The organism is Pseudarthrobacter raffinosi, assembly GCF_023913835.1.
Classification (GTDB): Bacteria; Actinomycetota; Actinomycetes; order Actinomycetales; family Micrococcaceae; genus Arthrobacter; species Arthrobacter raffinosi.
On record NZ_JAMXBG010000002.1, the window covers coordinates 1 to 22,549 of the forward strand.

Below are 22,549 nucleotides of genomic sequence, written 5' to 3' on the forward strand. Positions count from 1 at the left end.
CCCGCCACCTGATCGCCGACGGTGCCGAATCCTTCCACCGCGTCCTGATCGATCCCCGCGATGGCGCACCGCTCGAGATCGGCCGGACCAGCTACCGGCTCACGAAAGCCCAACGCCAATGGCTCAGGTTGCGCGACGGGAAATGCCCGTTCCCCGGCTGCAGCAACCACTCCCTCGACAACGAAGCCGACCATATCCTCGCCTGGGGCCACGGCGGCACCAACGGGATCAGTAATCTCGGCCAGCCGTGCCACAAACACCACCGGCTCAGACACACCACCGCATGGAAACCCACCACCGCGGGCAAGAATGAACCACCCGGTTGGATCTCACCCACCGGACGGCACTACGCGAGCGAACACCCCGACTGGGAACCACCGACGTTGCCAGCACCGGAAACAACAGGAGCCTTATGCACCACGCCGCCTTAGCGCGGGCCATGTCGCGGGCTGGGTATTGAGGCGCAGCGTCAGCCGCGGAGTCCGACAAGCCGGAGTGCCACAGCCGCGCCGCAATAAACCGGCGTGCCACAGCCCGTCGCAATAAACATGCGGCCGGTGTCCGGCCGCGCCAGCTCGGTAGGGCCTCATGTGTCCGGCTGCCCAGCTCGGCAGGGCCTCAAGTGTCTGTGAGGATCCGCTCGCGCCTGTGGGGGGAGGAACGCAGAAACCCCCGCCGCTTTTGCAAGCGGCGGGGGTTTCATATGTGCCCTCGATTGGAATCGAACCAACGACCTTCTGCTCCGGAGGCAGACGCTCTATCCCCTGAGCTACGAGGGCAATTCAGGGATCCTGCCGTTGCCAGCGGGACGTCCTAGAGCTTAGCAGGAAGGTGCCTGCAAGGAAAAACGGCCCTGCTCAGTAGCCCGAAAAAGAGTCCACGTATACCCGGCGCGAGCCGGCCTTATGGGCTGCACGGCGCAGCGATGCGACGCTCGCAGGGGACCCGGAGATGTAGACAGCCCGGCCGGCAATGTCGGGAACGAGGGCCTTCAGGGAATCTCCGTCCAGACGGGCGCCAGCTGAAGCGCCCCCGGATTCCAGCGTCCCGGCATCGGTGATGAACGACGGCGGGACCGAACCGTCTGCGAGGCGTGCCAGGATGCGCGCCCCGGACGCCTGCAGCTCGGCAGTGTAGGCAATTTCGGCAGCGTTGCGCGCCAGCAGCAGGAGAACCACGTCCCGGTCCTGCGCGGCGCCGGAAGCCAGCTGCGCAAGATAGGGCGTGATACCGATGCCCGCGGCTATCAGGAGGACGGGGGCCCGGGGATCGCGGGGCAAGACAAAATCTCCGCCCACGGATGTGGCGGCCACCTCATCACCAGGCTTCAGGTCCAGCAGGACTTTCTTCGCCGCGGACAGGGGCTCCGCCGTCCGGACGCCAAACTTCACCGTCCCCGAACCGGGGGCGCTGGTCAAACTGAACACCCGGCGTCGGCCTTTACCGTCAGACTTGGCGTGCGGCAGATCCAGTTCCATGTACTGTCCCGGCACAAACCGGACGGGCCGGGACGGTTCAAAGGCGAACTCTGTGGTGCTGGGCGTCAGAGGGCGGGAGCCAGCGAACCGGAGCCTGAGCCCGCCGCGCTGGCCCACAAGGAACGCCAGCAGGTTGCCGACCAGCAGGGCCAGCTCCGGCGAGTTGGCGATGAAGCTGAAGTTGTACGGCACTGCGAACACCACACCAACCAGTGCGGCGAGCGCGAGCTGCTGCCAGCGGCGTGGAGCGAGGGTGAGCGGCTCCGTCAGCATAAAGCCGACGAAGAACAGCAGCGGCCGCTGCGCCAGGGCCTGCCAGAGTGCGCTGCCCAGGGTAAGCCCTGCCTGCAGCAGCTCAGCGCTCACAATTGATGTGGCAACCACAAGGAACACGGCCGCCATGAGCAACTTACGCGTCCGGTAGAGCACCAGGAGGACGCCCGGAACCAGCAGCCACAGCATGGCAGGCGTGGCGGCCCACCACGTTGCGATGTTCAGCCCCGTCAGCCCGGTGACAAACGCCCCGGCGGCGGCGGGGTTGAAGATGTGCCGGCCACGCCAGGCCAGCGCGTATTTCGAGGCGGAGGCCAGCACACAGGCCAAGGCCACTCCCGCCATATCCAGGGGCATAAAGGAGGGCCAGAAGAGGAAGTACAGGAGCAGGCCGGTGATCAGCGACGACTCGGAATGCGGGCGGACGTGGAAAAGGGCAGCCAGCCCTCGGTTGGACACGTAGGTCAGGCCAAGGCACAGCATCAAGTGCACCAGCATCTGCGGGATGCCGAAAGTGAGCCAGCCAAGGGCATTCAGCAGAAGGCTGTACGTGGCAAGGGCTGCCAGCACCAGCAGGATCAGCCGGTACATCGTGTACTTGCCCAGCAGGGTGTCCAGCCGGCCGGCAGTGAAAACGGCAGTTGCCTTGGGGGCGTCAACGGGGCTCATGAGAACAGTGTCCCTTCAAATCCGTCCGAGTAGGCAGCGCTTCCATCAGAAAAAACCGTCAGCCAGGAAAAATCGAAACTCCGTTCCAATTCTTTGCCCGGAACAAAGAACAGGGCGGTGGCCAGGGCATCGGCAACTACGGTGCTTTCTGCCATGGTCCACGTGGCTACCGCCGTACTGACGGGCAGCCCTGTTGCGCCATCGAGCACATGGTGCAGGCCGTCGCCCCACGCCCGTCTGTTTGAGGCTGACGCGCACAATGCGCCGCCTGCCAGCGGCACGGTCCCGATGGCCCTCGCCGGATCGTACGGGTGCTCCAACGCCACGGAGACCGGATCAGGCCCGCGGTGCAGCAGGTCGCCGCTGGCGTCAATCACGAAGGAGTCCACGCCGCAGGAGCGCAGCTCAATAGCGAGAAGGTCCACCAGCTGCCCCTTACCGGCGGCACCGATGTCCAGGACCAGGGGAGCGGTCGTGGTGAGCACGTTGCCGTCCCACGTCAGGACGTCCTCCCAGCGGGGTGCCGGAAGCGCGTTCCCTGCCGGCCGCAGGGAATAGGCGGCGTCGTACCCGAGGCGCTCCAGGCTGCCACCGATCAGCGGCGTCATTGCACCGCCGGTGACCTCATACAGCGAGCGGTACAGCCGGCCAAGGTCCGCCGCTTCCGGCGGCAGCTCATACCGCCCGGGCTGGCGGGCCATGGCACCGACGGTCGAATCGGACCTAAACCGGGACCAGTCGCCGTCGTACCGCTCCACCAAGGCGAGCAGCCGGGCACGGACGCTGGCGTCAAGCGGACGGGGGGTGGAGATTTCCCAACGGGTTCCGATCCCGTCGAAGCGGAAGTCCTCCGGGTCCGGCACGGCCTACTGGGCCTCGGCCTTGATCTTGTCCAGCGCCTGGTTGAAGCCGCCGCTGGTGAGCGAGGATCCTGCCACCTTGGAGACGTTGAGTTCGTCGATGCTCTTGCCCACAACCTGCGCTGCGATCCCGCCGGCGAATTCGCCCTGGAATTTCCGGGTGTTGGGGTTCGAGTGGTGCTGGGTGATGTTCACGGCCGTGACCGTGCCCGCGGCGAGCGTCAGCTCAACCCCCACGGTTTCGGTCCCGTTGGGGGAAACATAGGTGCCGTCAGCGCTGTAGGTGCCGTCCTGGTAGAGGGAGGCGCTGCTGGCCGGCGATGATGCCGTGCCGGAAGGGGCCGTCGTGGCGCCGGACGTGCTGTCGGAAGCCGCGGCGGGCACCGCGGGCGTGGCCGACGGCGCGCAGCCGGCCACCGTTCCAGCGAGGGACAGGCCGGCGATGCCGACGAAAACACTCTTGCGGACTGACGGTCTCATGATGGGGCTCGTTTCGTGGGCTGGGTGCTTGCGCTGTACTCAACGTCGGATTCAGCGTAATGGTTCACCCTGTGAATCAGCAGTGCGTCCGCTGTGAGGAAAAGTTGTGCGGAACCAGTCACGCACCACCCCCAAATTCGTCCCAGTGGCGGCCCCCGGTAGGCTAGAGGGGTGACTCCCGAAGAACTCTCCCTCGCCATATCCGCCTGCCTGAAAGACGCCGTCGCCGCCGGCGAAATCGCGCTTTCCGCATCAGCTGTCCCTGATGAGGTGCGCGTGGAGCGACCGAAGAACCGGGAACACGGCGACTGGGCCACCAGCATCGCCCTCCAGCTGTCCAAGCAGGCCGGCACCAACCCGCGCGAATTCGCCACCGTCCTGAGCGCCCGGCTGAAGTCCATCAACGGCGTCGCTGCCGTGGATATCGCTGGCCCCGGCTTCCTGAACATCACCGTGGACGCCGCCGCTGCGGGTGCCCTGGCGAAGGCCATCGTGGAAGCCGGACGTGACTACGGCACCACCACCACGCTCGCCGGCCACGTGGTGAACATGGAATTTGTGTCGGCGAACCCCACCGGTCCGCTGCACATCGGCCACACACGCTGGGCAGCCTTGGGCGATGCCATCGCACGTGTGCTGCGTGCTTCGGGCGCGGAGGTCACCGCCGAGTACTACATCAACGACGCCGGTTCGCAGATGAACGTGTTCGCAAACTCTGTTTACTCGCGGCTGCATGGACTTCCGGTGCCGGACGGCGGCTACCCGGGCCAGTACATCGCCGACCTCGGCCACGACGTCCTCACCCAGCACCCCGACATCCGCGAACTCACCGAGGTGGCGGCACTTCCTGTCATCCGCGCCGCCGCCTACAAGGCCCAGATGAAGGACATCAAGGACACCCTTGCCGATTTTGGCGTTGCGTTTGACGTCTACTTCTCAGAACAGGAACTGCACGACACCGGCCACATCGAAAATGCCGTCGCCCGCCTTCGCGAGCAGGGCCACGTGTTCGACGACGGCGGTGCGGTCTGGTTGCGCACCACCGACTTCGGGGACGACAAGGACCGCGTGATGATCCGCGCGAACGGTGAACCCACCTACTTTGCCGCGGACGCCGCGTACTACCTCTCCAAGAAGGACCGCGGCTTTACGGAAAAGATCTACCTCCTGGGCGCGGACCACCACGGTTACATCAACCGCCTCAAGGCCATTGCGGCCTGCGCGGGCGATGATCCCGAGGTGAACATCGAGGTGCTGATCGGCCAACTGGTGTCCGTTAACGGCGCCAAGCTGTCCAAGCGTGCCGGCAACATCATCGAGCTCAAGGACCTTATCGACTGGCTGGGCAAGGACGCCGTTCGTTATTCCCTGGCCCGCTTCCCGGCAGATTCCCCGCTCACCCTGGATCCCGATCTGCTGAAGAAGCACAGCAACGAGAACCCGGTGTTCTACGTCCAGTACGCCCACGCCCGGTCCCGCGGCACCGCCCGCAACGCTGTGGCTGCCGGCGTGGATCGGAGCGCGTTCGATGCTTCACTTCTGGATCACGCCACGGAAAACGAACTGCTCTCCTACCTGGGCAGCTACCCCTCGATTGTGGCCAAAGCCGCCGAACTGCGTGAACCCCACCGTGTGGCCCGCCATCTCGAGGTCATTGCCGGCGCCTACCACCGCTGGTACGACGCCTGCCGTGTTGCCCCGCAGGGCGACGAAGCCGTCACCGACGTCAACCGCACTCGCCTGTGGCTGAACGACGCCACCAGCCAGGTGCTGGCCAACGGACTGGATCTGCTGGGCGTGTCCGCACCGGAACGGATGTGAAACTGATGTCGGCACAGGAAACTTCGACGCAGAAGGTGTCAGCAGAGGACACCAACAGCGGATCCCCGCTGGCTCCCGAGTGGCTGGCCGTTCCCGCGGACCTGAATGCGCTCCACGAGCCCATGTGGGCGCAGGATGTGCGGAAGAACGACGCCGGTGAGCTCGCCATCGATGGCATCGCCGTCAGCGAGCTCAAGGCGCAGTTCGGCACGCCGCTCTTTGTGATGAGCGAGACAGACTTCCGGGCCCGCGCACGTTCCTTCAAGGACGCCTTTGATGCCGCGTTTGCCGACATCTGCGGGGGAGTGGACGTCTACTATGCTGGCAAGTCCTTCCTGTGCACAGCAGTAGCCGCCTGGGTGGCAGACGAAGGACTCCGGCTGGACACGTGTTCCGGCGGCGAGCTCGCGGTGGCGGCCCGGGCCGGCATCAAGGGCGAAAACCTGGGCCTGCACGGCAACAACAAATCCGACGCCGAGATCAACCGGGCGCTGGATATGAAGCTGGGACGAATTGTGGTGGACAGCCTCGATGAGCTGGACCGCGTTGCCAAAATCGCCTCGGGCCGCGGCGAAATTGCCAACGTTATGCTGCGCCTGACTCCCGGCGTCCACGCGCACACCCACGAGTTCATCGCCACCGCCCACGAGGACCAGAAGTTCGGTCTATCCATGGCCGGGGATACCACCGAGCAGGCCGGACTGTCAGCAGCGGAGGAGGCCGTGGCTGCGGCCACGGAATACGCCAGCATCGAACTGCTGGGCCTGCACTGCCACATCGGCTCGCAGATCTTCGAGCCGGACGGCTTTGAACTCGCCGCGCAGAAGCTCCTGCGCTTCCACGCTGCCATGCAGGAAAAGTACTCCATCGTGATGCCCGAGCTGGACCTCGGCGGCGGCTACGGCATTGCCTATACCCCGGTGGACACCCCGCGCCCCGCAGCTGACGTCGCGCAGGCGATGGCCGCCGTCGTGCGTTCCACGTGTGCTGAGCTGGGTATAACTGCTCCCCGGATTTCGATCGAACCCGGACGCGCGATTGTCGGCAGCACCACCTTCACGTTGTACGAGGTGGGTACCCTGAAAACTGTCCGCGTCGACGCGCCGGGCGATTCAGAGGCCAACGAGAACGTTACGCATCCGCGCCGCTATGTGTCAGTGGACGGAGGCATGAGCGATAACGCCCGCCCGGTGCTCTACGACGCGGATTATTCGGCGATTCTGGCCTCACGCACGTCCGCCGCGTCCCCGCAGCTGTCCCGCGTAGTGGGCAAACATTGCGAGAGCGGCGACATAGTTGTTAGAGATGTATATCTGCCCGAGGACGTGGCAGCCGGTGATCTGCTTGCTGTACCGGGGACCGGCGCCTATTGCTGGGCCCTGTCAAGCAACTACAACTATCTGGCCCGGCCGGGCGTTGTCGCGGTGCGCGGCGGATCTGCCCGGCTGATTGTCCGCGGGGAAACCGAAGAAGATCTGCTTAACCGCGACATGGGAGTGCCGAATGACTGAATTGCGAACCCTGAAAGTAGCCCTGCTGGGCTGTGGCAACGTTGGGGCCCAGGTTGCGCGGATTCTCATTGAGGACGCCGACGCCCTTGCCGCCCGTACCGGGGCCCGCCTGCAGCTCAGCGGCATCGCGGTGCGCAACGTCAATGCCAAGCGGGATGTGGACCTGCCGCAGGACCTCTTCACCACCGACGCCGACACCCTGGTCAAGGACGCCGACCTGGTGATCGAGCTTATGGGCGGGATCGAGCCTGCCCGCACGCTGATCCTCTCCGCGCTGCGCAACGGCGCCTGTGTAGTCACCGGCAACAAAGCCCTGCTCGCCCAGGACGGCCCCACTCTCTACGAAGAGGCGGACAAGGCCGGCGTGCAGCTGTCCTACGAGGCCGCCGTAGCCGGTGCCATCCCCATCCTGCGCCCCATCCGGGACAGTCTGGCCGGCGACCGCATTACCCGCGTGCTGGGTATCGTCAACGGCACCACCAACTTCATCCTGGACCAGATGGACTCCACCGGCGCGCAGTTCGCTGACGCCCTCGCCGAGGCCCAGCGCCTTGGCTACGCCGAAGCTGACCCCACCGCCGATATCGAAGGCCACGACGCCGCCTCCAAGGCCGCCATTCTCGCGTCGCTGTCCTTCCACACCCGCTTCGCCCTGGAGAACGTCCACTGCGAAGGCATCACGTCCGTCAGCGCGGCGGACATCGCTGCAGCCAAGGACGCCGGATTTGTCATCAAACTGCTGGCCATTGCCGAAAAGCTCACGGATGCCGACGGCGGCGAAGGCGTTTCCGTGCGCGTGCACCCCACGCTGCTGCCGCGCGAGCACCCGCTGGCCGCCGTTCGTGGCGCGTTCAATGCGGTCTTCATCGAGGCGGAAAACGCCGGCGAGCTGATGTTCTACGGCCAGGGTGCCGGCGGAACCCCGACGGCGTCCGCCGTCCTGGGTGACCTTGTCTCGGCCGCCCGCCGCATTGTGCTGGGCGGCCCGGGACGCACGGAGACCACCACCGGCCACGTCCCGGCCCTGCCCATCGCCTCAGCCATCACCAGCTACTACATCGGCCTGGACGTCGCTGACCAGCCCGGCGTGCTGGCCCGGATCGCCCAGCTCTTTGCGGAGCACGGCGTGTCCATCGAAATCATGCGGCAGACCATCCACCGGGACGCAGAGTCCAACGTGGAGTCTGCCGAACTGCGGATCGTTACCCACCGCGCATCAGAGGCTGCCCTCGCAGCCACCGTCGAGGCCGTCAAAGGCCTGGACGTCATCAATTCAGTGACATCCGTTCTGCGGGTAGAAGGAGTCTAAGTGGCTCACCAATGGCGCGGCGTTATCCGCGAATACGCTGACCGGCTGCCCGTAACGGAATCCACCAGGGTCATCACGCTGGGCGAAGGCGGCACTCCGCTGGTCCACGCGCAGAAGCTCTCCGAGCTCACCGGTTCCACGGTGTACCTAAAGGTCGAGGGGATGAACCCCACCGGTTCGTTCAAGGACCGCGGCATGACCATGGCCATGACGGCCGCCGTCGCGTCCGGCGCCAAGGCCGTCGTGTGCGCGTCAACCGGCAACACCTCAGCGTCCGCCGCGGCCTACGCCACGGCAGCGGGACTGAAATGCGCTGTGCTGGTCCCCGAAGGCAAGATCTCCATGGGCAAGCTGAGCCAGGCCATCGCGCACGGCGCCACGCTGCTCCAGGTGGACGGCAACTTCGATAACTGCCTGGACATTGCACGGAAGCTGGGGGAGTCCTACCCGGTGTTCCTGGTCAACTCCGTGAACCCGGCCCGCATCCAGGGCCAGAAGACGGGCGCGTTTGAGATTGTTGATTCGCTCGGCGATGCTCCGGACATCCACGTCCTGCCCGTAGGCAACGCCGGCAACATCACGGCGTACTGGAAGGGCTACAAGGAGTACTCGGCGCCGTTCGAATCCGACACGGCCGGAACCTTGCCCGCCGTATCCACCAAAACCCCCCAGATGTGGGGCTTCCAGGCCGCCGGCGCGGCACCGTTCGTGGCAGGGCACCCCATCACGGAACCGGACACCATCGCCACTGCCATCCGGATCGGCAACCCGGCGTCCTGGGACGGTGCCATCGCGGCACGTGACGAGTCCGGCGGATTCATCGACGCCGTGACTGACGAACAGATCCTGGATGCCCACCGCTGGCTGTCCGCCCGCGAAGGCGTTTTTGTGGAGCCCGGCTCCGCCGCCGGTGTGGCCGGACTGCTCAAGAAGCACGCCGCCGGTGAAGTTCCGACCGGCAAGACCATCGTCATCACCGTGACCGGCCACGGCCTCAAGGACCCCCAGTGGGCCCTCCGGACCGAGGACGGCAGTGAAGTGCAGCCGGTCAAGGTCTCAAACGATGTCGTGACAGTCGCAGCTGAACTGGGACTGGAAGAAAAGTAGCCTTGGAAACCACCTCGCCCACCGCCGTTGACCTGCCCGTCATCGAAGCAGGCCAGCGCGTCACCGTCAGGGTCCCGGCCACCAGCGCAAACCTCGGACCGGGTTACGACAGCCTGGGCCTCGCCCTGGCACTGCACGACACCCTGACGGTGGAAAGCCTCGAATCCGCTGAGCTCGTCTTCGAGCTCAGCGGTGAGGGGGCGGACACGCTGCCGCAGGACGCCAGCCACCTGGTGGTCAGGGCGATGGAGGCTGCCTTTTCCCGGCTTGGTTACCGGCACGGCGGCCTCAGGATCACGGCGACGAACGTCAACCCCCATGGCCGGGGCCTGGGATCATCGGCGTCGGCAGTGGTGGCGGCCGTCTCGGCCGCCAATGCCATGGTGCCCGAAGCGGCGCGTCGCGGGCGGGACTGGATCCTGCAGTTGACCAGCGAGATGGAAGGCCATCCGGACAACGTCGCGCCCGCGATTTTCGGCGGACTGGCGCTGTCATGGCAGGACAGTGACCGGTACAGCAGCACGTGCGCTTCCGTGGCCGGTTCCGTGATTCCCATCGTGGCCGTCCCCGATTTTGAATTGTCCACCGAGGCCGCGCGCGCCCTGCTGCCGGCGTCTGTGGGCCATCATGCGGCGGCCATGAACTCCGGACGGGCTGCGCTGCTGATCCATGCGCTGACCCAGAAGCCCGAGTTCCTGCACGCCGGCACCGAGGATTACCTGCACCAGAGCTACCGGGCCGAGGCGATGCGGCCCAGCGCGTCCCTCATCAGGGCACTGCGCAACGCGGGCCACGCGGCAGTGGTTTCGGGTGCCGGACCTACGGTCCTGGTTCTCGCCGACGGCGAAGCCGAAGCCGCCGAGGTCCTTGGGTTTATTGAGTCCTTTACAGAGGCGAACACGCCGGGCATCGGCTGGCGCGTGCTAAAGCTGGCAGTGGACGTCGAAGGTGCTAAGGTGGACTTGCACCGGCGGTAATTCCGCCTATCTGATCGGCAGCTGCATTCAGTTGTTAGTGATCTCCTACTGCGCAATATTTTCCGGTGCCGCCTGCTTGGTCTGTCGCAGGAATCTGCAGCTGAATTGTCTGCCCCTGAATAGTCAGCCCAGCGCCCCGCCATTAATCGGTGCGTGAGGTGAATCAGTATCCGGCCCTGCTGGCCGAAATCCAACCGGCAAGACCGAAAATGCGGCTGCAGATCTGAACTGCAGCCCAGATCAAATCATCGCGTCCAGCTCCCAGTCTGGACGCCGTCGAGGGGGAAGGATCCTTCGTGACCGAAACCACTGAGCTGTCTTCAGCTGTGGAACCATCAACTTCTGCTGCCGGATCGTCAACGGCCGTACCCGCCAAGAGCAGTGGCCTCGCCGGCCTCAAGCTCGCCCAGCTGCAGGCACTTGCCAGCCAGCTGGGGATTTCCGGTGGATCCCGCATGCGTAAGGGGGATCTGGTGACCGCCATTTCCGCCCATCGCGCAGGCACGTCAGCCAGCAAGGCCCCGGCCAAGGCTGCCGAGAAGGCGACCGAAAACCACGTAGCCCCGGCCGCTACCGTACCGGTGGCTGCCGCCAGCGAAACCTCGGAGGCCCCGGCCACTGAGGGGACCCGTGCCCGTGGCCGTGGACGCAGCCGCCGCGCTGTCAGTGACGGAGTAGTTGCGGCCCCCGCCGCGGCAACGGCCATTGAAGCTCCGGCCGCCGCGCCCGTTGAGGCTCCGGCGTCAGCGCCCGTTGAGGCCGGCGCAGCAGCTGAGGGCGAACGCCGCCAGCCGCGCACCCGGAACCGGCGCCGCGGCGATGCGGCCGCCATGTCAACGCAGGCAGAAGCCACTGAGGCTCCGGCCGAGCAGCCCGCCGCTGAGCAGCGCCAGGCTGACCGCACCGAAACCCAGCGTGCCGATTCCCAGCGCACGGAAACCCAGGGCGCCGAATCCGGCGACAGCCAGCGTGCTGACCGCCGCGAGAGCGGCCGCACCCGTGGCGCCCGCGACACCACGGCCCGTGACAGCACAGCCCGTGAAACCACGGCTCGTGAAACCACCGCCCGCGAGACCACCGATGGTGGCCGCGACAACGCAGGCAACCGTGACTCCGGCCAGCGTGACGGCGCCCGTCGCGATGACAGCCGCGATAACGACGATTCCGACGGCGGCAGCCGCCGCAACCGCCGCAACCGCCGCGACCGGAACGACCGCAATGACCGCTCCGGCGGCCAGGGTGGCCAGGACAGCCGGGACAACTCCCGCAACGACCGCTTCCGCGACCGCAACGACCGCCGTCGGGGACGCACCCAGGGACCGGACGTCGACGACGTCGAGGTCACCGAGGACGACGTCCTGCTGCCCGTCGCTGGCATCCTGGACGTGCTGGAGAACTACGCGTTCATCCGCACCTCCGGTTACCTGCCGGGTCCGAACGACGTTTACGTCTCCCTCGCCCAGGTCAAGAAGTACAACCTGCGCAAGGGCGACGCCTGCGTCGGTGCCATTCGTGCACCGCGTGAAGGCGAAGACCGCAGCCAGCAGACCGCCCGCCAGAAATTCAACGCCCTGGTCCGCGTCACCTCCGTCAACGGAAAGACGCCGGAAGAGCTCAAGGACCGCGTCGAATTCGCCAAGCTGGTTCCGCTGTACCCGTCCGAGCGCCTGCGCCTTGAGACGGATCCCAAGAAGATCGGCCCCCGCGTCATCGACCTGGTCGCCCCGATCGGCAAGGGCCAGCGTGGCCTGATCGTCTCCCCGCCGAAGGCCGGCAAGACGCTCATCCTGCAGTCCATCGCTAACGCCATCACCATCAATAATCCTGAGGTCCACCTCATGATGGTGCTCGTTGACGAGCGTCCCGAAGAAGTCACGGACATGCAGCGCACTGTCAAGGGTGAGGTTATTGCCTCCACCTTCGACCGTCCGGCCGATGACCACACCACCGTGGCCGAGCTCTCCATCGAACGCGCCAAGCGCTTGGTGGAAATGGGCATGGACGTGGTGGTCCTCCTGGACTCCATGACCCGCCTGGGCCGCGCCTACAACCTGGCAGCACCGGCCTCCGGCCGTATCCTGTCCGGTGGCGTCGACTCCGCCGCGCTGTACCCGCCGAAGCGTTTCTTCGGTGCAGCCCGCAACATCGAAAACGGAGGCTCGCTGACCATCCTGGCAACCGCCCTCGTGGAGACCGGTTCCAAGATGGACGAGGTCATCTTCGAAGAGTTCAAGGGCACCGGCAACATGGAGCTCCGCCTGTCCCGCCAGCTGGCGGACAAACGCATCTTCCCGGCCGTGGACGTCAACGCGTCCGGCACACGCCGCGAAGAGAACCTGCTTTCCCCCGAGGAAGTCAAGATCATGTGGAAGCTGCGGCGCGTCCTTTCCGGACTCGAAACGCAGCAGAGCCTTGAGCTGCTGACCAACAAGATCCGGGAGACCGGGAGCAACGTCGAGTTCCTCATGCAGGTCCAGAAGACAACGCTTGGTGCGAAGTCGGATAACGACAAGTAGCTACGCTCACCGCTCAAAATATGCCGGCCCTTTGGCCGGCATATTTTGAGCGGTTCGTCGTTAAGTCTCGTGAAACTAGACTTGTAAGAGTCGAAAGAGGTTTTGAAAATGTTTGAGTCCGTACAGGGCCTGCTTGATGAGCATGATGCTATCCAGGCGCAGCTTGGTGATCCTGCTGTCTATGCTGACCAGCGGCTGGCCCGGAAGCTGGGGCGGCGTTCTGCGCAGCTCAATGGCATCGTGGAGGCATACAACAAGTGGCATGCCCTGGAGGACGACCTCGCCGCTGCGAAGGAAATGGCCTCGGAGGACCCTGAGTTTGCTGCCGAGGTTCCCGTGCTGGAAGAAGCGCTGGAGCAGGCTTCTGCGAAGCTGCGCAGGCTCCTCATTCCGCGGGACCCCGACGACGCCCGCAACGTGATCCTGGAGGTCAAAGGCGGCGAAGGCGGCGACGAAGCCGCGCTCTTCGCCGGCGACCTCCTGCGGATGTACACCCGGTACGCGGAATCACGCGGCTGGAAGACTGAACTCATCTCGGCCAACGAATCCGATCTCGGTGGCTACAAGGACGTCCAGATGGCCGTCAAGGGCAACTCGAACGATCCTGCCGAGGGCGTCTACGCACGGCTCAAGTTCGAAGGCGGCGTCCACCGCGTGCAGCGTGTGCCCGTCACCGAATCCCAGGGCCGCATCCACACCTCTGCCGCCGGCGTCCTGGTCCTTCCCGAAGTTGACGAGCCCGAAGAGCTGGACATCAACCAGAACGACCTCAAGATCGACGTCTACCGCTCGTCGGGTCCCGGTGGCCAGTCCGTGAACACTACGGACTCCGCTGTCCGTATCACGCACCTTCCCACCGGCATCGTGGTGGCCATGCAGAACGAGAAATCCCAGCTGCAGAACCGCGAAGCCGGCATGCGCGTGCTCCGCGCCCGCATTCTGGCGCACCAGCAGGAAATCATCGACGCCGAGAACTCGGCCCAGCGTAAATCCCAGATCCGCACCATGGACCGTTCTGAGCGCATCCGCACGTACAACTACCCGGAAAACCGGATCGCGGACCACCGCACCGGCTACAAGGCCTACAACCTGGACCAGGTCATGAACGGGGACCTGGAACCGGTCATCCAGTCCGCCATCGAGATGGACGAACAGGCACGCCTGGACGCCATCGGCGACTAGCCGCCGGCACCCATGACACTCGGGTCTGGGCAGTCCCTCGCGGCTGCCGTCAGCGAGGCCACGGTGATCCTCCGGGACGCCGGGGTCCCCAGCCCCCGCGTCGACGCGGAACTCCTGGCGGACCACCTGCTTGGTGTGGGGCTCGGGAGGCTCCGGGCGATGATGCTGGGGGACACTCCAGCGCCTGTTGGCTATGCCGAACTTGTCGCTGAACGGGCCCAACGGATCCCGCTGCAGCACATCACCGGAGTGGCGCACTTCAGGTATCTGGAGCTCGCCGTCGGGCCGGGGGTTTTTATCCCCCGGCCGGAAACAGAGTCCGTTGTGCAGCTGGTCATCGACCACGTCAAGGGGATGGCACACCCGCGGATTGTTGACCTGGGCACGGGCTCGGGCGCAATAGCCGGCTCCATCGCCCACGAGGTGCCCGGCGCTGAAGTCCACGCCGTGGAATACAGTCCGTTCGCGCACGCGTGGGCGGCCCGGAACCTGGCGCCCCTGGGCGTCAAGCTGGTGCTGGGGGACCTCCGCGACGCGCTGCCGGAACTTAACGGAACCTTCGACGTCGTAATCTCCAACCCGCCCTACATTCCCGCCGAAGCCATCCCGAATGAACCCGAAGTTGCCCTGCACGATCCTCCCGAAGCCCTGTACGGCGGGGGAGCGGACGGCATGGAACTTCCGACGGCGGCGGCCGCCTCGGCTGCCCGGCTGCTGGTTCCCGGCGGCTACTTCGTGATGGAACACGCGGAAGTCCAGGCCGGCTGGATCGCCGGCATGATGCAGCGGACGGGTGCTTGGCGGGAGATCACCACGCACCTGGACCTCAACGGCAAGGAACGCGCCACGAGCGCCGTCCTTGCCGGTCCGCACCACGAGTGATGAAAGAATAGGCCAGTGACCACAACCTACAACTGCACGTCCGAGGATCAGCGCGCCCTTGGCCTGGAGCATGCCCAGCGTGCCATCAGCGAAAAGAAGTGCGTGGTGTTCCCCACGGACACGGTCTACGGAATTGCCGCCGACGCCTTTTCGCCGCAGGCCGTCACCATGCTGTTGGCCTCCAAAGGGCGCAGCCGCACCATGCCGCCGCCGGTACTGATTCCCCGGATCAACGCGCTGGACGGCCTGGCCACAGATGTTTCCGCTGATGCCCGCAAGCTCGCCGAGGCGTTCTGGCCGGGGGGACTGACCCTGATTCTGCACGCCCAGCCGTCACTGGACTGGGACCTGGGTGAGACCCAGGGAACGGTGGCCCTGCGTATGCCCGCCGACGAGGTGGCCCAGGAACTCCTGACGCTGACCGGTCCGCTGGCCGTTTCCTCCGCCAACCGGACCGGCCAGCCGCCGGCACAGACCGCCGCGGAGGCACGTGCCCAGCTCGCGGAGTCCGTGGAGGTCTACCTCGAAGGCGGTTTCCGGCCTGTGGAAGGAACTGACGCCGTGCCCTCCACAATCGTGGATGCCACCGGGACGCTGCTGCGCGTGGTGCGCAACGGCGCTGTGTCCCTGGAGCAACTCCGGGCGCACGTTCCGGGCGTCTTGGGCCTGGGCGAGATTCCGATGGCTGAGCCCGAGGAAGAATCTGAAGAAGTCGCTCTGCCGGCCGAATCAGCCGCTGAAGGGCCGGCCGCTGAAGAGCCGGCCGCTGAAGAGCCGGCAGCTGAAAAAGCTGCCAACGAGCCGTCCGCGCCGGTTCGGGAGACTGACGGGTGAGCCTGGCACGCCAGCACATCCCCGTCCTGGGCGTGGACGCCACGCCGCTCAAGGTTGACGACCTGCTTGAGGTGCTGGCGGGGTTCGTCGCCGACGGGACCAAGCGGACCGTCGTCGGACATAACCTGCACAGTGTCACGCTGACACATTCCGACGCCGGCTTTCGTTCCGTTTATGAGGAGAGCGACGTGGTGCTCCTCGATGGGGCACCGGTGCTCTGGCTGTGGAGCCGGACGGGGAATGCCGTGGGGCCGGTCATGGAGTACCGGCTGGGTTCCACGGACTGGTTGCCGTCCCTGGGCAAGGTTGCCGGCCTGAAGCGGATTGCGGTGGTTGGCGCCGGCGCCGAGGCGAACGCCTTGGCTGTCGAAAAACTCCGGAGCATTGTTCCCGGTGCCACGATAGCGGGCCTGCCCGGCGAAGGCTGGAACGACGACGTCGAAACGGCCGCTGTGCGCTGGCTCGCGGAGCAGCAGCCCCAGCTCGTCCTGCTCGGGTTGGGAATGCCGCTGCAGGAATCAGTGCTGCAGCGCCAGCTCGACACGCTCCCGCCGGCCATCTACTGCACGGTGGGCGGCGCTATCGACCAGCTGGCCGGAATCCAGAAGCTTGCACCTCGATGGCTCGGGAGGCTCGGGCTTGAGTGGGCATGGCGCCTGCTGCTGCATCCCCGCCGCGTGGCGTACCGCGTGTTTGGCGAGCCGTGGGTGCTGCTGTGGCTGCTGGCCCGCCGCCGGCTGCGGCGCGTGTCCTAGAACTTCTGGTCCTCCAGCGGCGCGAAGCCCTTGGCACGCAGTCCCTTCGAGAAGGAACTTGCCCAGGCAAGCAGTCCCTTCAGGTCACGGCGCTGCGCAAAATAGCCAAGATAGCCGCCGACGTCGGCCACCAGCGACTTAACCCGGAAATAGCGCCGGATCAGGTACCCGCGGTTGCGGTAGTAGTAGTAACGTTTGAACGCCGAATCCGGCACGATCACATGCCATCGTGCACCAAAGACGTGCTTCGTCTCGGAAAACGCATGCGGGTGGGTGATGGCGGTGGTGGTCACCGTGCCGAACCGGATGCCCGCCTTGCGGAGGCGGATGGTGAAGTCCACCTCGTCGCCGCGGATGAAGAGGCGCATGTCCGGCAGGCCCACCTTGAAAAACACGTCGGACCTGATCAGGGCACCGTTGAAGAAGTGTCCGTCGTTGGGTAGGAAACCTACTTTTTCCAGTTCGGCCCGGTCATGGGTGACTTTCCCGTCCAGCCGGAAGAAGAAGGACAGCCGGTCGGGATGGCCGGGGGCAACCACCAGCGGGACCACGGCTTCAAGGTCGCGTGCCTCAGCCTCACGCAGCAGCGTGGCGAGGCATTCGGGATCTGCCGGCTCGGCGTCGTCGTCCATCATCCAGACCCATTTGGCTCCGCTGGCCACCGCCTTCAGCGCGGCGAGGGCAAAGCCGCCTGCCCCGCCGAGGTTCGCTTCGGAACGGACGTAATCAACATTTGGGTGCCGCGCGGCAACATCGCGTGCGGGGTCCGTGCCGCTGTCGACAAGGCAGATGGTGTCCACTGCCGCGGACTGCGCATTAATGGCGTCCAGCAGGACGGACAGCTCTTTATGACGGTTAAATGTCACGGCGGCAACTGCAACCCGGACGGTCATGGGGATTCCTTTCAGCATGGCCTTCAGGGGATTCCCCGCTCGCAATGCGCCAGTGTGGCGCGAAGCCATGGAGCCGTTGGCGCTAGTATCTTGACTAGAGTCCACTGTAATACAGCCCTGTAAGGCACCAAGCACTGCCTGCTGCGCGCCCGGCGACGGAGAAGTTTCATTTATCGAAAGTCAGATTCCCCGCCAGTGAGCCCATCGATCGAGGACCACCTGTTCGGGCCGCTGTCCATGCCTGTGCGCACCCGCAGGGTTGCGCCGCACACCGACGAAACGGCCGCTATCGCATGATTATGTACCTGCTTATGGGGCTGACGGCTGCCGTCGTGTCCTACGGAGCCACCTGGGGTGCCCGCGTCATCGGGCACCGGCTTGAACTCCACGCCCCCATCCGCAGCCGTGACATGCATACGACGCCGGTGTCCCGGCTGGGCGGGGTAGCCATCTTCCTCGGCGTGCTGGTGGCCCTCCTCGTGGCCAGCCAGTCCTTCTTCGTCAAGGACATCTACCGGAACAACTTCTCGCCGTGGGGCGTCCTGGCGGGCGCGGCCCTGATCGTGCTGGTGGGGATCGCGGATGACCTCCTGGATATCCGTTGGTGGGTGAAGCTCATCGGCCAGAGCGCCGCAGCCCTGGTGGTGGCCATTTGGGGCGTCCGGATGACCATCGTCCCGTGGGTTCCGGAGCCGATCTATCTGGAGAACGAACTGCTCCGCGTCGTGCTGACGGCCGGGCTCATCGTCACCACCATGAACGCCTTCAACTTCATTGACGGCCTCGACGGGCTGGCCGCCGGCGTGGCCATCATCGGCGGAACTGCCTTCTTCTTCACGGCGTACTGGGTGCACAGGAATGCCGTCCTGTTGGACTATTCGGACCTGGCCACCCTGCTCACCGCCGTCGTCGTTGGCAGTTGCATCGGCTTCCTGCCGCACAACTGGTTCCCGTCCAAGATCTTTATGGGCGATTCCGGTGCCATGCTGATCGGCCTGCTGATGGCAGCCGCCGGCATCGTCTCCACAGGCCAGATCACGTCAGGGCTGTACGACCGCGCCAACGGTATCTCCACAGTCATACCGATTCTGCTGCCCTTCGCCGTGCTGTTCCTGCCACTGCTTGACCTGGGCCTCGCCGTCGTCCGCCGGACAGCGCGGGGACGTTCGCCATGGTCCGCAGACCGCGGCCACCTCCACCACAAGCTGCTGGATATAGGTTACTCGCACCGGACGGCCGTGATCCTGATGTACCTCTGGACCGCCGTCCTGTCCTTCGGGGGATTGGCGTTTGCCGTCTTCCCTTGGCAAGTTGTATTGGCCGCCGACATCTTCGCCACGCTGGTCATGGGCCTGATTACGGCCTGGCCTTACCTGCGCCGCCACAGTGACCAGTCGCCGGCGTAACGGCGTTCGGAATTATTTCTATCTCGTGTAGAATTTAGGGGCAGCCTAAGCTGCCCCTCCACCCAGCCCCAGGGCGCCGACGATTGGGATCTTATGACCTCCAACGCCGAACCCGGACGTTCGTCCGGCAGCGGACCCGTTGGTGTTTCCGGTCCCGCGCGCTCGCTGTGGCTTCGCCTCCTCGCACTCAGTTCAGCTGCCGGTGCAGGCGCACTGATGCTGGCGGGCATCCCGGCTGTGATCCTGAACGGCCCCAGCGGCGTTCTGTCCAGTACTTTGGGCGGCCTCCTGGTGATGCTCTTCTTCGCCATTAGTCTTCTCGTGGGCCACTTCGTGGGGCGCAACAACCCCTCCGGTGCCATCGGAATGTTCGCGGCCACCTACTTTGTCAAGGTCGTGGGTTTCGCGGTTGTCCTGTTTGTGATCGGAGCACCTGCCTGGCTTCACGACCGATGGTTCCTGATTGGTGCCGTTGCCACTGTTGTCTTCTGGCAGGCTGCCGAAATCTATGGCTTCAGCAAGGCGCGCCTGCAGATTTACAACGACCCCGAGCCCAAGGAGCCGAACGATGCCTGATCGGAAACGAACAGCGAAAAACGGATCCTCCGTGCCCAAGAACGCTGCGCCCACGCCGGGGGTGTCGGCCGAAAACAACGACGGCGGATACAACGCCGGAATGGCCGTCTTTAGCTACATTATTGGCGGAATCATCGTCTGGAGTTTGATAGGGTGGGGTCTGGATTATCTGTGGGGAACCCGCTGGATCGTGCTCGCAGGCGCTCTGCTTGGAGCTCTCGGAGGTTTCTATCTTTCCCACATGCATGGCCTTACCAGTTCCAGAACCACGGCAGGTAAGAGCGGCGCAGACAGCGGCCCGTCCGCGGACGGAAACACAAATGCCAAATAATTTCACAGGGGGAGCTGCGGAGCACAATTCCGCGGGTCCTCGACCAACGCCCAATGATGGACACTGCAGAGAGGAAACGCGTTGATCGCGCTTGCGCTCCCGGCCCAAGATTCAGGAGAGTTCAATCCTCCTGGAATTGAAGAAATGCACCTGCCGGCAATCCTGCCGTGGGGGGTGGCTGACGGATTCTCCAAGCAGATGCTGCTGGTAATCCTGTCGGTCGTCATTATCGCCACATTCTTTCTGCTAGCTGCGCGGAAGCAGCAGCTTGTTCCCGGCAAGCTCCAGTTCGCTGGTGAAATGGCTTATGGCTTTGTCCGAAACGGCATTGCAAAAGACATTATCGGCGGCAAAGATTTCATGAAGTATGTCCCGCTGTTGTTCAGCCTTTTCTTCTTCATTCTGGTGAACAACATCTACGGCGCCATTCCCGTGATCCAGCTCCCAAGCTTCTCGCACGTTGGCGGCGCCTATGTCCTCGCGGGCATTGTGTACGTCACCTGGATTGCCATCGGCATCAAGAAGAATGGCCTGAAGTATTTCAAGCTGGCCACCGTGCCGTCCGGCGTCCCGGTCTACATTCTCCCGATTGTGATCCCGATCGAGATCATCTCGAACTTCCTGGTCCGGCCGGTCACACACAGCCTCCGTCTCTTTGCCACCATGCTGGCAGGACACTTGATCGTCATGATCGCCGGTTCCGGCATTGAGTTCCTGGTGATGCAGGAGAACATCCTGCTCAAGGGAACCTCCCTTCTGGTCATCGCCGGCGCAGTTGCCATGTACATGCTGGAAGCACTGATCATGGCCCTGCAGGCCTACGTCTTCACGCTGCTGACCGCCATTTACATCGAAGGCGCCCTGCACGCGGACAGCCACTAGGCACCCACAAACTTCCCCTCACGGGGATGAAGCAACCCAAACAACCTGCCACATAGATGGCATCTTGAAAGGAAGAAAAATGGAAGGCACCATCAACGGCTCCCTCAACCTCATCGGCTACGGACTGTCCGCAATCGGCGGTGGTATCGGTGTTGGCCTCGTGTTCGCTGCTTACATCAACGGCGTAGCACGTCAGCCGGAAGCCCAGCGCGTCCTGCAGCCGATCGCATTCCTCGGCCTCGCGCTGACTGAAGCCCTCGCCATCCTCGGCCTGGTCTTCGCTTTCGTTCTCTAGTCTGACTTCAGAACCAAGCGAACATCCAGAACCGAGTAGATAAGGACGGGTGAATTATGTATCAAACGATCATCTCAGCCGCCGTGGAAGGCGCCGAGGCGACCAACCCGCTCGTTCCCAACGTCTGGGAAATGGGCGTCGTTCTCGCCGGCTTTGCTGTCCTCATGTACATCGTGGTCAAGTTCGTTGTCCCGATGTTCGAGAAGACGTTTGCAGAGCGTGCCGAGGCCATTGAAGGTGGCATTGCCAAGGCAGAAAAGGCGCAGGCAGAGGCTTCTGCAGCACTCGAAGAGTACAAGCAGCAGCTGACCGATGCCCGTGCCGAGGCCAACCGCATCCGCGAGGAAGCCCGTGCAGAAGGCGCCCAGATCCTTGCAGATCTGAAGGAAAAGGCCGCCTCTGAGTCTGCCCGCATCACGGCCCAGGCACACGTGCAGATCGAATCGGAGCGCCAGGCCGCAGTTGTGTCTCTGCGCTCCGAGGTAGGCACGCTGGCCACCACGCTGGCAGGCCGCATCGTTGGCGAAGCACTCAACGATGACGAGCGTTCTGCCCGTGTGGTTGACCGCTTCCTGGCAGATCTGGAGAACCAGAACGCAGGTGCAGCTAAGTAATGTCAGGTGTATCGAGCGAATCGCTGACCACGGCGCTGACCCAACTGGAAGCAAAGCTTCCGTTGGCCTCGCTGCAGTTGGCTAAGGAACTCTTCGGAATCCTGGGAACGGTGGACAGCTCGGCTGGCTTGCGCCGCGCCCTGACTGACCCGTCCCGCACCGGTGACGAAAAGTCGGCGCTTGTCAGGCAGCTTGTTGGCGGAAAAGTCTCCGCTGAGGCTGCGGACATCGCGGGCGGACTGGCCAGTTCACGCTGGGCATCGGCCCGAGATATCGGCGATGCACTCGAGACGCTTGCCGCGACGGTGGTTATCGCCGTTGCTGAAAACAAGTCGGCCGTTTCTGCCTCCGGAATCTCTGGGCTGGAAGAGCTGGAGAACGATCTGTTCTCCTTCAACCAGGCCGTTGCCTCCAACCACGAGGTACAACGTGCTCTGTCTGAGCCGCAGGCCAGTGCTGCAGCGAAGACCGGGTTGGCGCAGAAGCTGCATCCCGGCGCAGGCGAGGAAGCAAAAGTCCTCATCGCGCAGGCAGTTTCCCAGCCCCGCGGCATCAAGCCGACGCGGCTCGTAGCCCGGTTCGCCGAGCTGGCAGCCAAACGGCAACAGCGCTGGATTGCAACGGTCAGCGTCACCCGTCCCTTGACGGAGACGCAGTTCGCTCGCCTCCAGGCAGGGCTTAATTCCCTGTACGGTCGCGAGCTCAAGATCAACATCACCGTTGATCCTGAACTGATCGGCGGAATCCGTGTCCAGGTGGGTGACGAAGTGCTCGACGCTTCGGTTATAACCCGGCTGGGACAGCTTCACCGCCAACTGGCCGGATAGCCGGACAAGCACAACTTAACGAAACGAAACCCCGGTCATCGTGAGCAACGATGATCACGAAAACAGGAGAG

The 22,549-nt window shown here is 64.5% G+C and carries 22 protein-coding genes and 1 tRNA gene; 18 read left to right on the forward strand and 5 right to left on the reverse strand.

Going from position 1 to position 22,549, the window contains the following annotated elements; all coding sequences use genetic code 11:
- A partial coding sequence (locus NG697_RS01785; protein WP_252613422.1) for an HNH endonuclease signature motif containing protein occupies positions 1 to 431 on the forward strand: 431 nt, incomplete at its 5' end.
- Between the two features lie 275 nt (positions 432 to 706).
- Here the strand turns inward: NG697_RS01785 and NG697_RS01790 are convergent.
- From NG697_RS01790 to NG697_RS01805, 4 genes are all read right to left on the reverse strand, one after another.
- Positions 707 to 779: transfer RNA gene (locus NG697_RS01790), tRNA-Arg, on the reverse strand.
- 78 nt (positions 780 to 857) lie between these two features.
- Complete coding sequence (locus NG697_RS01795; protein WP_252613424.1) at positions 858 to 2,420, reverse strand: ferredoxin--NADP reductase; 1,563 nt, start codon at positions 2,418 to 2,420, stop codon at positions 858 to 860.
- Positions 2,417 to 3,283 carry an FAD:protein FMN transferase gene (locus tag NG697_RS01800; protein ID WP_252613426.1) on the reverse strand — a complete coding sequence of 289 codons (867 nt, stop codon included), beginning with the start codon at positions 3,281 to 3,283 and terminating at the stop codon, positions 2,417 to 2,419. Before NG697_RS01800 ends, NG697_RS01795 begins: the two co-directional genes overlap by 4 nt.
- A 3-nt stretch (positions 3,284 to 3,286) precedes the next feature.
- A complete protein-coding gene (locus NG697_RS01805; protein WP_252600098.1) occupies positions 3,287 to 3,760 on the reverse strand; it encodes an FMN-binding protein in 474 nt (157 codons plus the stop codon).
- 171 nt (positions 3,761 to 3,931) lie between these two features.
- Between NG697_RS01805 and argS the strand changes: the two genes are divergently transcribed.
- The 10 genes from argS to NG697_RS01855 all read left to right on the forward strand — a co-directional run bounded on the left by argS (position 3,932) and on the right by NG697_RS01855 (position 16,654).
- Entirely contained in the window at positions 3,932 to 5,581 is a 1,650-nt protein-coding gene (gene argS, locus NG697_RS01810) for an arginine--tRNA ligase (protein WP_252600097.1), read from the forward strand.
- Positions 5,582 to 5,586: 5 nt separating this feature from the next.
- The gene (gene lysA / locus NG697_RS01815) at positions 5,587 to 7,092 is read left to right on the forward strand and encodes a diaminopimelate decarboxylase (protein WP_252600096.1); all 1,506 of its coding nucleotides are present in this window, start codon (positions 5,587 to 5,589) and stop codon (positions 7,090 to 7,092) included.
- Positions 7,085 to 8,401, forward strand: coding sequence for a homoserine dehydrogenase (locus tag NG697_RS01820; RefSeq protein WP_252600095.1), 1,317 nt, complete (start codon positions 7,085 to 7,087; stop codon positions 8,399 to 8,401). Before lysA ends, NG697_RS01820 begins: the two co-directional genes overlap by 8 nt.
- A complete protein-coding gene (thrC, locus tag NG697_RS01825) occupies positions 8,402 to 9,508 on the forward strand; it encodes a threonine synthase (protein ID WP_141140976.1) in 1,107 nt (368 codons plus the stop codon). It begins immediately after the preceding gene.
- A gap of 2 nt (positions 9,509 to 9,510) precedes the next feature.
- Complete coding sequence (thrB, locus tag NG697_RS01830) at positions 9,511 to 10,485, forward strand: homoserine kinase (protein ID WP_252600094.1); 975 nt, start codon at positions 9,511 to 9,513, stop codon at positions 10,483 to 10,485.
- Between the two features lie 296 nt (positions 10,486 to 10,781).
- Positions 10,782 to 13,001 carry a transcription termination factor Rho gene (rho, locus tag NG697_RS01835; protein WP_252613428.1) on the forward strand — a complete coding sequence of 740 codons (2,220 nt, stop codon included), beginning with the start codon at positions 10,782 to 10,784 and terminating at the stop codon, positions 12,999 to 13,001.
- Positions 13,002 to 13,109: 108 nt separating this feature from the next.
- Positions 13,110 to 14,183, forward strand: a complete 1,074-nt coding sequence (prfA, locus tag NG697_RS01840; RefSeq protein WP_058932004.1) for a peptide chain release factor 1 — start codon at positions 13,110 to 13,112, stop codon at positions 14,181 to 14,183.
- A gap of 12 nt (positions 14,184 to 14,195) precedes the next feature.
- On the forward strand, positions 14,196 to 15,065 hold the full coding sequence (prmC, locus tag NG697_RS01845) for a peptide chain release factor N(5)-glutamine methyltransferase (protein WP_104061165.1): 870 nt from the start codon (positions 14,196 to 14,198) through the stop codon (positions 15,063 to 15,065).
- Positions 15,066 to 15,080: 15 nt separating this feature from the next.
- Entirely contained in the window at positions 15,081 to 15,899 is an 819-nt protein-coding gene (locus NG697_RS01850; protein ID WP_252613430.1) for an L-threonylcarbamoyladenylate synthase, read from the forward strand.
- On the forward strand, positions 15,896 to 16,654 hold the full coding sequence (locus NG697_RS01855) for a WecB/TagA/CpsF family glycosyltransferase (protein ID WP_252609849.1): 759 nt from the start codon (positions 15,896 to 15,898) through the stop codon (positions 16,652 to 16,654). The genes NG697_RS01850 and NG697_RS01855 overlap by 4 nt, the downstream gene beginning before the upstream one ends.
- Here the strand turns inward: NG697_RS01855 and NG697_RS01860 are convergent.
- On the reverse strand, positions 16,651 to 17,547 hold the full coding sequence (locus tag NG697_RS01860; RefSeq protein ID WP_252609850.1) for a glycosyltransferase: 897 nt from the start codon (positions 17,545 to 17,547) through the stop codon (positions 16,651 to 16,653). The two genes, NG697_RS01855 and NG697_RS01860, sit on opposite strands and share 4 nt — an antisense overlap.
- Before the next feature lie 293 nt (positions 17,548 to 17,840).
- On the opposite strand from NG697_RS01860, the gene NG697_RS01865 reads away from it, so the two are divergent.
- The 7 genes from NG697_RS01865 to NG697_RS01895 all read left to right on the forward strand — a co-directional run bounded on the left by NG697_RS01865 (position 17,841) and on the right by NG697_RS01895 (position 22,478).
- Positions 17,841 to 18,953, forward strand: coding sequence for an MraY family glycosyltransferase (locus NG697_RS01865; RefSeq protein WP_252565138.1), 1,113 nt, complete (start codon positions 17,841 to 17,843; stop codon positions 18,951 to 18,953).
- 93 nt (positions 18,954 to 19,046) lie between these two features.
- Positions 19,047 to 19,529 carry a Cg1360 family ATP-synthase-associated protein gene (locus NG697_RS01870; RefSeq protein WP_252613432.1) on the forward strand — a complete coding sequence of 161 codons (483 nt, stop codon included), beginning with the start codon at positions 19,047 to 19,049 and terminating at the stop codon, positions 19,527 to 19,529.
- On the forward strand, positions 19,522 to 19,860 hold the full coding sequence (locus NG697_RS01875) for a hypothetical protein (protein WP_227008120.1): 339 nt from the start codon (positions 19,522 to 19,524) through the stop codon (positions 19,858 to 19,860). The genes NG697_RS01870 and NG697_RS01875 overlap by 8 nt, the downstream gene beginning before the upstream one ends.
- Before the next feature lie 81 nt (positions 19,861 to 19,941).
- Positions 19,942 to 20,742 carry a F0F1 ATP synthase subunit A gene (gene atpB, locus NG697_RS01880; protein WP_056349417.1) on the forward strand — a complete coding sequence of 267 codons (801 nt, stop codon included), beginning with the start codon at positions 19,942 to 19,944 and terminating at the stop codon, positions 20,740 to 20,742.
- 79 nt (positions 20,743 to 20,821) lie between these two features.
- The gene (atpE, locus tag NG697_RS01885) at positions 20,822 to 21,037 is read left to right on the forward strand and encodes an ATP synthase F0 subunit C (RefSeq protein ID WP_056349415.1); all 216 of its coding nucleotides are present in this window, start codon (positions 20,822 to 20,824) and stop codon (positions 21,035 to 21,037) included.
- Between the two features lie 56 nt (positions 21,038 to 21,093).
- Positions 21,094 to 21,651 carry a F0F1 ATP synthase subunit B gene (locus NG697_RS01890; protein ID WP_252609854.1) on the forward strand — a complete coding sequence of 186 codons (558 nt, stop codon included), beginning with the start codon at positions 21,094 to 21,096 and terminating at the stop codon, positions 21,649 to 21,651.
- Positions 21,651 to 22,478 carry a F0F1 ATP synthase subunit delta gene (locus NG697_RS01895; protein WP_252600087.1) on the forward strand — a complete coding sequence of 276 codons (828 nt, stop codon included), beginning with the start codon at positions 21,651 to 21,653 and terminating at the stop codon, positions 22,476 to 22,478. Before NG697_RS01890 ends, NG697_RS01895 begins: the two co-directional genes overlap by 1 nt.
- Positions 22,479 to 22,549 lie beyond the last annotated feature (71 nt).

Coding starts and splice junctions, on each gene's coding strand:
- NG697_RS01795 (WP_252613424.1), bottom strand. CDS start 2,420: ATGAGCCCCGTTGACGCCCCCAAGGCAACTGCCGTTTTCACTGCCGGC.
- NG697_RS01805 (WP_252600098.1), bottom strand. CDS start 3,760: ATGAGACCGTCAGTCCGCAAGAGTGTTTTCGTCGGCATCGCCGGCCTG.
- lysA (WP_252600096.1), top strand. CDS start 5,587: ATGTCGGCACAGGAAACTTCGACGCAGAAGGTGTCAGCAGAGGACACC.
- NG697_RS01820 (WP_252600095.1), top strand. CDS start 7,085: ATGACTGAATTGCGAACCCTGAAAGTAGCCCTGCTGGGCTGTGGCAAC.
- prfA (WP_058932004.1), top strand. CDS start 13,110: ATGTTTGAGTCCGTACAGGGCCTGCTTGATGAGCATGATGCTATCCAG.
- prmC (WP_104061165.1), top strand. CDS start 14,196: ATGACACTCGGGTCTGGGCAGTCCCTCGCGGCTGCCGTCAGCGAGGCC.
- NG697_RS01860 (WP_252609850.1), bottom strand. CDS start 17,547: ATGACCGTCCGGGTTGCAGTTGCCGCCGTGACATTTAACCGTCATAAA.
- NG697_RS01865 (WP_252565138.1), top strand. CDS start 17,841: ATGATTATGTACCTGCTTATGGGGCTGACGGCTGCCGTCGTGTCCTAC.
- NG697_RS01870 (WP_252613432.1), top strand. CDS start 19,047: ATGACCTCCAACGCCGAACCCGGACGTTCGTCCGGCAGCGGACCCGTT.
- NG697_RS01875 (WP_227008120.1), top strand. CDS start 19,522: ATGCCTGATCGGAAACGAACAGCGAAAAACGGATCCTCCGTGCCCAAG.
- atpE (WP_056349415.1), top strand. CDS start 20,822: ATGGAAGGCACCATCAACGGCTCCCTCAACCTCATCGGCTACGGACTG.
- NG697_RS01890 (WP_252609854.1), top strand. CDS start 21,094: ATGTATCAAACGATCATCTCAGCCGCCGTGGAAGGCGCCGAGGCGACC.
- NG697_RS01895 (WP_252600087.1), top strand. CDS start 21,651: ATGTCAGGTGTATCGAGCGAATCGCTGACCACGGCGCTGACCCAACTG.